Annotated in this window: 5 protein-coding genes; 4 read left to right on the plus strand and 1 reads right to left on the minus strand. The window is 55.9% G+C overall.

The window, feature by feature from the left end; genetic code table 11:
• Window positions 1-149: 149 nt before the first annotated feature.
• The 4 genes from B9A24_RS14230 (at window position 150) to B9A24_RS14245 (ending at window position 6,894) form a co-directional block, all read left to right on the plus strand.
• Entirely contained in the window at window positions 150-1,925 is a 1,776-nt protein-coding gene (locus B9A24_RS14230; protein WP_084446699.1) for a pyruvate dehydrogenase complex dihydrolipoamide acetyltransferase, read from the plus strand.
• 138 nt (window positions 1,926-2,063) lie between these two features.
• Window positions 2,064-4,619: a TonB-dependent receptor gene (locus B9A24_RS14235; RefSeq protein WP_084446691.1), complete on the plus strand. Its 2,556-nt coding sequence runs from the start codon at window positions 2,064-2,066 to the stop codon at window positions 4,617-4,619.
• A gap of 117 nt (window positions 4,620-4,736) precedes the next feature.
• The gene (gene hslV / locus B9A24_RS14240) at window positions 4,737-5,276 is read left to right on the plus strand and encodes an ATP-dependent protease subunit HslV (protein WP_084446692.1); all 540 of its coding nucleotides are present in this window, start codon (window positions 4,737-4,739) and stop codon (window positions 5,274-5,276) included.
• Window positions 5,277-5,922: 646 nt separating this feature from the next.
• Window positions 5,923-6,894, plus strand: a complete 972-nt coding sequence (locus tag B9A24_RS14245; protein WP_084446693.1) for a deoxyhypusine synthase family protein — start codon at window positions 5,923-5,925, stop codon at window positions 6,892-6,894.
• A gap of 55 nt (window positions 6,895-6,949) precedes the next feature.
• Here the strand turns inward: B9A24_RS14245 and B9A24_RS14250 are convergent.
• Window positions 6,950-7,196 (minus strand): TIR domain-containing protein (locus B9A24_RS14250; RefSeq protein WP_084446694.1); only part of this gene is annotated, 247 nt, incomplete at its 5' end.

Genomic DNA, 7,196 nt, shown 5'->3' on the forward strand with positions numbered 1-7,196 from the left:
CAATGTCGTTTGCTGCGTTAAGACAACCGATCTTCTTGCCTCCCAAAGTAGCTTCCGCCCGTTAGCCGGTGCCCATCCTGCGTTTAGCATTTGCCAGCGCAGATTTTCAGGCTAATTTTGACCCTTTACAACCCAAGCCCAAAAAGCAGATGGCCGAAATCATAAAAATGCCCAAAATGAGCGACACGATGACCGAAGGGGTTATCGCGGCCTGGCTCAAAAAGGTAGGCGATAAAGTGAAGTCCGGGGATATCCTGGCCGAAGTGGAAACCGACAAAGCCACGATGGAGCTGGAAAACTATGAGGACGGCACCCTGCTCTACATTGGTCCCAAAGAAAAAGACGCCGTGCCCGTGGATGGAGTATTGGCTATTGTGGGCAAGGAAGGCGAAGATATTTCAGCCCTTCTGGCCGGCATAAGCGGAGGTAGCAGCACTGCCGCTGCATCTGTTACCGAAGCGCCCAAAACCGAAGCTGCTCCTGTTGCTGAAGCACCCAAAGCGGCCCCGGCACCAGCTCCAGCGCCTGCTGCTCCGGCCGTCACGCCGCCAGCAGCCGCGCCAGCGGCTGCTGGCAATGGTAAAAAGGCCACCGTCGTGCGGATGCCCAAAATGAGCGATACGATGACGGAAGGCGTCATTGCCGGCTGGCTCAAGAAAGTAGGCGACAAGGTGAAATCGGGTGATGTGCTGGCTGAAGTGGAAACCGATAAGGCGACCATGGAGCTGGAGAATTACGAAGATGGCACCCTGTTATATATCGGCCCGAAGGATGGTGAAGCAGTAGCCGTTGATGGCGTACTGGCTATCATTGGGGAAGAAGGTGCTGACATAGAAGCACTGCTGGGGGGCAACTCTGGTGGCGCTGCCGCCGCTCCAGAAGCTGCTGCCCCTGCTGCTGAAACCCCAGCTGCTCCGGCCGCCGCTGCGGAAGCTACTGCCCCTGCTTCAGCGCCAGCCGAAACTGCGCCGAATGGTGGACGCGTGCTGGCTTCGCCGCTGGCTAAGCGTATCGCTCAGGAAAAAGGCATTGACATCAGCCAGGTAAAAGGTTCCGGCGACAATGGCCGCATCGTGCAGCGCGACGTGGAGAGCTTCCAACCCGGTGCTGCCACGGCTGCTCCGGTAGCTAAACCAGCCGCCGCGCCGCTTCCCGAATACATCGCGCCGGTCGAAGCGCCCAAAGCAGCGCCCGCCGCGCAACAAGGTGCTCCGGCTGCCGCGCCAACCAGCGCCCAGCCCGAAGGAAGCTACACCGATACCCCCGTTTCGCAAATGCGCCGCGTTATTGCGCGCCGCCTCGCGGAAAGCAAGTTCTCGGCCCCGCATTTCTATCTGACGATGGAAATCACCATGGACCGCGCCATGGAAGTCCGCACGCAGCTTAATGCTCTGTCGCCTATAAAGCTGTCGTTCAATGACTTAGTAATCAAAGCTGCGGCCGTGGCGTTGAAGCAGCACCCGACTATTAACTCCTCGTGGCTGGGCGACAAGATCCGCCAGAACAAGATGATAAACATCGGCGTGGCCGTAGCCGTGGACGAAGGTCTGCTGGTGCCCGTCGTGCGCAACGCTGACGGCAAGGGCCTTTCGACCATCGCTACCGAAGTAAAAGAGCTCGCCGGCAAAGCCAAGAGCAAGAAGCTGCAGCCCGCCGAGTGGGAGGGCAGCACCTTCACCATCTCGAACCTGGGCATGTTCGGCATCGATGAATTTACGGCCATCATCAATCCGCCCGATGCCTGTATTCTGGCCGTGGGGGGCATTAAGCAGACTGCCGTGGTAAAAGACGGCCAGTTGGCCGTGGGCAACCTGATGAAAGTGACCCTGAGCTGCGACCACCGGGTAGTAGATGGTGCCTCGGGTGCCGCTTTCCTCCAGACGCTGAAAGGCCTGCTGGAAGACCCTATGCGTATGCTGATTTAACGGGTAAAATTGCCCCCCAGCTTCAAAAAGCCAGCCCGTGAGGGCTGGCTTTTTTATTTATTCGCTTTATTGTGAAATCAATATGTTTTTGTCCCGCTCCATCTAGCCAAAGCATCCATTCACTTTTCTTTTTAACCAATGAAACAGCTAGTACCGATTACAATCATGTGCCTGGCGAGTGCTGCGGCTTTTGGGCAAGGCCAGGACCTGACGGGGCAAGTGCTGGATGTAGCCGGCCGACCCGTAGTAGGAGCTACGGTGCTGGAAAAAGGCACCAACAACGGTACCGGTACCGATGGAAGCGGCCGGTTCACGCTGCGCGCCCGGTCTCAGTCGCCCACGCTGGTCATCAGCTCCATCGGTTTTGCCCCCCAGGAAGTGAGTGCGGGTGCAGGTCCGATAAGTGTACGATTGGCGGAATCCACCACCAGCCTGGATGCGGTGCAGGTTGTCGGCTCGCGCAGCCAGAACCGGTCCGTCACCGATTCACCCTCGCCGGTTGATATAATTGATATCCGGGAGGTGACAGCCAAAACCGGGCAGCTCGACGTGAATCAGCTGCTGCAGTTTGTGGCCCCGTCGTTCAACTCCAACCGCCAGACGGGCTCCGATGGCGCCGACCACGTTGATCCGGCGTCCCTGCGCGGCCTCGGCCCCGACCAGACGCTGGTGCTGGTGAATGGCAAGCGGCAACATCAGTCGGCCTTGGTCAACCTGTTCGGCTCGCGCGGCCGGGGCAATACGGGTACCGACCTGAACGTCATTCCCGCCGCTTCCATCCAGCGCATCGAGATTCTGCGCGATGGCGCGGCCGCCCAATATGGCTCCGACGCCATTGCCGGCGTGATCAATATTGTACTGAAAAACAGCGTGGACGAGCTGACGGTAAGTGCCAACTACGGTGCCTACGACGCCAAATACCGCTTTGACAACGACCGTTTTGATGGTGGCAACTTCAACGCCAATGTCAACTACGGCATCGGGGTGGGGACTAAGGGCGGCTTTATTAATGCCACGCTCGACTACAACAAGCGCGAGCACACTCAGCGCGCCAATGTGCCCTCGCCCGATGGCATAGCCCGGCGGCAGTACGGCGACCCGGAAGTGTCGAACGCGGCGGCATACCTCAACGCCAAATTTCCACTCAGCGACAAAGCTCACATCTATACGTTTGGAGGAATGAACAAGCGCGGTGGCGACGCCTACGCCTGGACGCGCTTTCCCGACGATGACCGCAACGTACCCGCCATCTACCCCAACGGCTTCGACCCGATTATCACCAGCGACATCGTAGACGGCTCGGCCGTGGTCGGGGCGCGGGTGCTGGTTGGCGAGTGGGACCTGGACCTGAGCAACAATTTCGGCTCCAACCGCTTTGAGTACGGCCTGCGCAACACGCTCAACGCCACGCTGGGCGCGAGCTCGCCGACTACTTTTGACGCGGGGGGCTTTCAGCTTCAGCAAAACGTGGTGGGGCTGAGCGCCACGCGCAACTACAAAACGGTACTGCAAGGCTTCAACCTGGCAGCCGGAGCCGAGTACCGGCGCGAGTGGTATTCGCTCTTTGCCGGCGAAGAAGCCTCCTACCGTAACTATGCGCCCGGCTCCGACCTAGCGGGCGGCTCGCAGGGCTTCCCCGGCTATCAGCCCAGCGACGCCATCAAAGCCAAGCGCGACAACGTGGGCGCGTATATCGATGCCGAGCTAAACGTGACGCAACGCTGGCTGCTGGCCGCCGCCCTGCGCTACGAGAACTACAGCGACTTCGGCAGCACCCTCAACTACAAAGCCGCCACCCGCTACAACCTGACGGAATTTCTGACTTTGCGCGGCACGTTCAGCACCGGTTTCCGGGCACCTTCGCTGGCCCAAATCAACTTCAATTCTACGTTTACCAACTTTATCGGTGGGCAGCCGGTGGAAGTGCTGCTGGCCCGCAATAACAGCGCCGTCACCCAGAAGCTGGGTATTCCGAGCCTCAAGCAGGAAACCTCTACCAGCGCCAACGTGGGCCTGACCAGCCGGCTGGGCTCGTCGCTGAGCCTGACCCTGGACGGCTACTACATCAAAGTAAACGACCGGGTAGTGCTTACCAGCCAGTTTTCCGCTGATGATCCCATTATCGGGGCCGATTTGCAGGCTCTGAACGTAGGTCAGGCCCAATTCTTTGCTAATGCCGCTTCTACCTCCTCCCTGGGACTGGATGTCGTGCTCAGCCATACCCTGACGCTGAACAGCGGCCGGCTGAACTCTACGCTGGCCGCCAATTTTAATCGTTTGCGCATCGATCGGGTGACGACTTCAGGCCGGTTGACCGGGCGTGAAGATGAGTTTTTTGGCCCCCGCGAGCAGGCTTTCGTGAAGGCGTCGGCGCCACCGTCCAAAATCAACCTCACCTTCGATTATCAGCTGGGCCGCTTCGGGGCGCTGCTGCGTTTTGTGCGCTTCGCGGAAGTTGAGCTGATTGACTATGACGGTAATACCCAAGTGTACGACCCGCGCACTACCACCGACCTCTCGCTCAGCTACGCCCTCACCGACCATTTGCAACTCTCAATGGGTAGCTCTAACCTGTTCAATGTGTACCCCAACCGCTTCGACCCGCAGCTCACCGAAACCGGTGGCGCCTGGGACCCGGTGCAGATGGGTTCGAACGGCCGGTTTTACTTTGCTAAATTGCAGGCCCGTTTCTAATTTATTTAACAAGTAACATTTACCATTCAACAATGGGCTGGCATCGGGCTTATCCTATGCCAGCCCAACTTTTGTTAGCTGATAATTGCTTGTTAAATGGTAAATATTACTTATTAAATGACTAAAATAAGATCAACTACTGTCCTCGGCGTACGCCACAACGGGCAGATTGCCGTTGGCGCCGACGGACAAGCCACCATGGATAAGCACGTAGCCAAAAGCAACGTGCGTAAAATCCGTAAGCTGCAGGATGGCAAAATAGTAACCGGGTTTGCCGGCTCCACGGCCGACGCCTTTATGCTGCTCGACAAGTTTGAGGAGAAGCTAGGTAGCTATAATGGGCAGCTGCGCCGCGCCGCTATTGAGCTCGCCAAAGAGTGGCGCAAAGACCAATATTTGCGCAAGCTGGAAGCCATGATGGTGGTCGCCGACAAAGACGAGCTGCTCATCGTGGCCGGCACTGGCGACGTGCTGGAGCCTGACTCCGACGTAGCTGCCATTGGCTCGGGTGCTATGTACGCCCAGGCTGCCGCCCTGGCTTTGAAGAAGCACGCGCCTCACCTCACAGCCCGCCAGATGGTGGAAGATGCCCTGCACATTGCCGCTGATATCTGCATCTACACCAACCATAATCTCATGATTGAGGAGCCCAGCTAAGGCATAATGAAAAGAAGACGAGGGTTTGTATGTTGTGCTCTGCTTTTTACAGCTTGTGTGCGAAATGCTGTCCCGGATACGAAGATCCAAGCTGAGCTAGGTCGAGTTGAGTTTGTGAAAAGCTGTATTCGCACTTGGAGTTATTTTCAACTTGATCAAGATGTCGAGTTAACAGTCATCCACTTTAATGGGGGCGGATTTATCCATACTGGTAGGGGGGCTAATCCTGCTATGCTAATAGGCGTCACGGCCACTGGAGATTCTATTAGGGTTATGTCAAAATCCACTGGCACTTTGAAATGGCGTGGAAACCATAGTTATCAAGGGCTATATGATAAACGCATCAGAACAGGAGCCAAACTTCTAATACAGCCTGATCTGACCGTCCCGCCAAACGAGGATTCAAGCTACCCTTGGTTTCCGATGCTTAGCGTAAGCTCGGATAATGGTGTAAATAATCTGAATTGTTCTGTCACTCGGACTTGTTTTGGAAAGATTCAATTTCTCACTTCAAACAAAGGACGCATATAGCCTGCGTACTCTCTAAAATTCACTATCGGCTATTGAACCACGCCCGTAGGAGCTTCGTTAGAAGCCGGCACTTCGGTTTAATTAGACAGGAGGGACCATTCAAAACATAAACTACATGAACGTAACGAACTTCCTTAAGCACCACTACCGTCACTTCAACGCCGCTGCCTTGATTGATGCCGCCGAAGGCTACAACAAGCACCTCGCGGAAGGTGGCAAAATGATGATTACGCTGGCGGGCGCTATGAGCACGGCCGAAATGGGCATCCAGCTGGCCGAGTTGATTCGGCAGGATAAGGTGCAAATCATCAGCTGCACGGGTGCCAATCTGGAAGAGGATATCTTCAACCTGGTAGCCCACGACTTCTACGAGCGGGTGCCTAACTACCGCGACCTTACGGCGGCCGACGAGCAGGCCCTGCTGGAGCGCCACATGAACCGCGTAACCGATACCTGCATTCCGGAAGAGGAAGCCATGCGCCGCCTCGAGCACTCGGTGCTGAAGTTCTGGGAGCAGGCTGATACGGCCGGTGAGCGGTACTTCCCGCATGAGTTCTTCTACCAGATCCTGAAGTCGGGTGAGCTGGAGCAATACTACCAGATTGATCCTAAAGACTCTTGGATGCTGGCTGCCGCCGAGAAAAACCTACCCATCATCTGCCCCGGTTGGGAAGACTCTACGCTAGGCAACATCTTTGCCGGCCACGTTATCAGCGGTGATATCAAGAACGTACATACCGTGCGCACCGGCATTGAGTACATGATCTACCTGGCTGAGTGGTACACGAAGCAGGCCACGGACGAGAGCAAAGTAGGCTTCTTCCAGATTGGCGGCGGCATTGCCGGCGACTTCCCGATCTGCGTGGTGCCCATGCTGCACCAGGATTTGGGCCGCACCAGTGTGCCGCTGTGGGGCTACTTCTGCCAGATTTCGGATTCTACTACCTCCTACGGCTCCTACTCCGGGGCCGTGCCCAACGAGAAAATCACTTGGGGTAAGCTGGGCCAGGATACGCCCAAGTTCATCATCGAGTCGGATGCTACGATCGTAGCGCCACTGGTGTTTGCCATGGTGCTGGGACAATAATTGCTGTTTATAGTTTGTGAGAAGCCCCCCACTGACTTCAGTGGGGGGCTTTTTTCTAAAAAGAGGATAAAGCGTTTTCCATATTTACGTAAATTCCTACTGCCATCATTTCTTTCAATAGCTTTATTTTCCAAGCGCCTGCACTATCATGTTTCTGATATAATATACCGCTGAGGTCACTCGGTATTTCTACATTTTCTTTAGTGATAAGCCTCATTCTTTCACTTCCTAATCTGCCGAGAAAATAGCCTATTTCTAGTATAACATTTTGCCTCGCTCTATTAGTAGTGTTATCACTCATT

The organism is Hymenobacter roseosalivarius DSM 11622, assembly GCF_900176135.1.
GTDB classification, from domain to species: Bacteria; Bacteroidota; Bacteroidia; order Cytophagales; family Hymenobacteraceae; genus Hymenobacter; species Hymenobacter roseosalivarius.

Excerpts from the sequence above, each read along its gene's own strand:
- B9A24_RS14230 (WP_084446699.1), top strand. The coding sequence starts at position 150 with ATGGCCGAAATCATAAAAATGCCCAAAATGAGCGACACGATGACCGAA.
- B9A24_RS14235 (WP_084446691.1), top strand. The coding sequence starts at position 2,064 with ATGAAACAGCTAGTACCGATTACAATCATGTGCCTGGCGAGTGCTGCG.
- hslV (WP_084446692.1), top strand. The coding sequence starts at position 4,737 with ATGACTAAAATAAGATCAACTACTGTCCTCGGCGTACGCCACAACGGG.
- B9A24_RS14245 (WP_084446693.1), top strand. The coding sequence starts at position 5,923 with ATGAACGTAACGAACTTCCTTAAGCACCACTACCGTCACTTCAACGCC.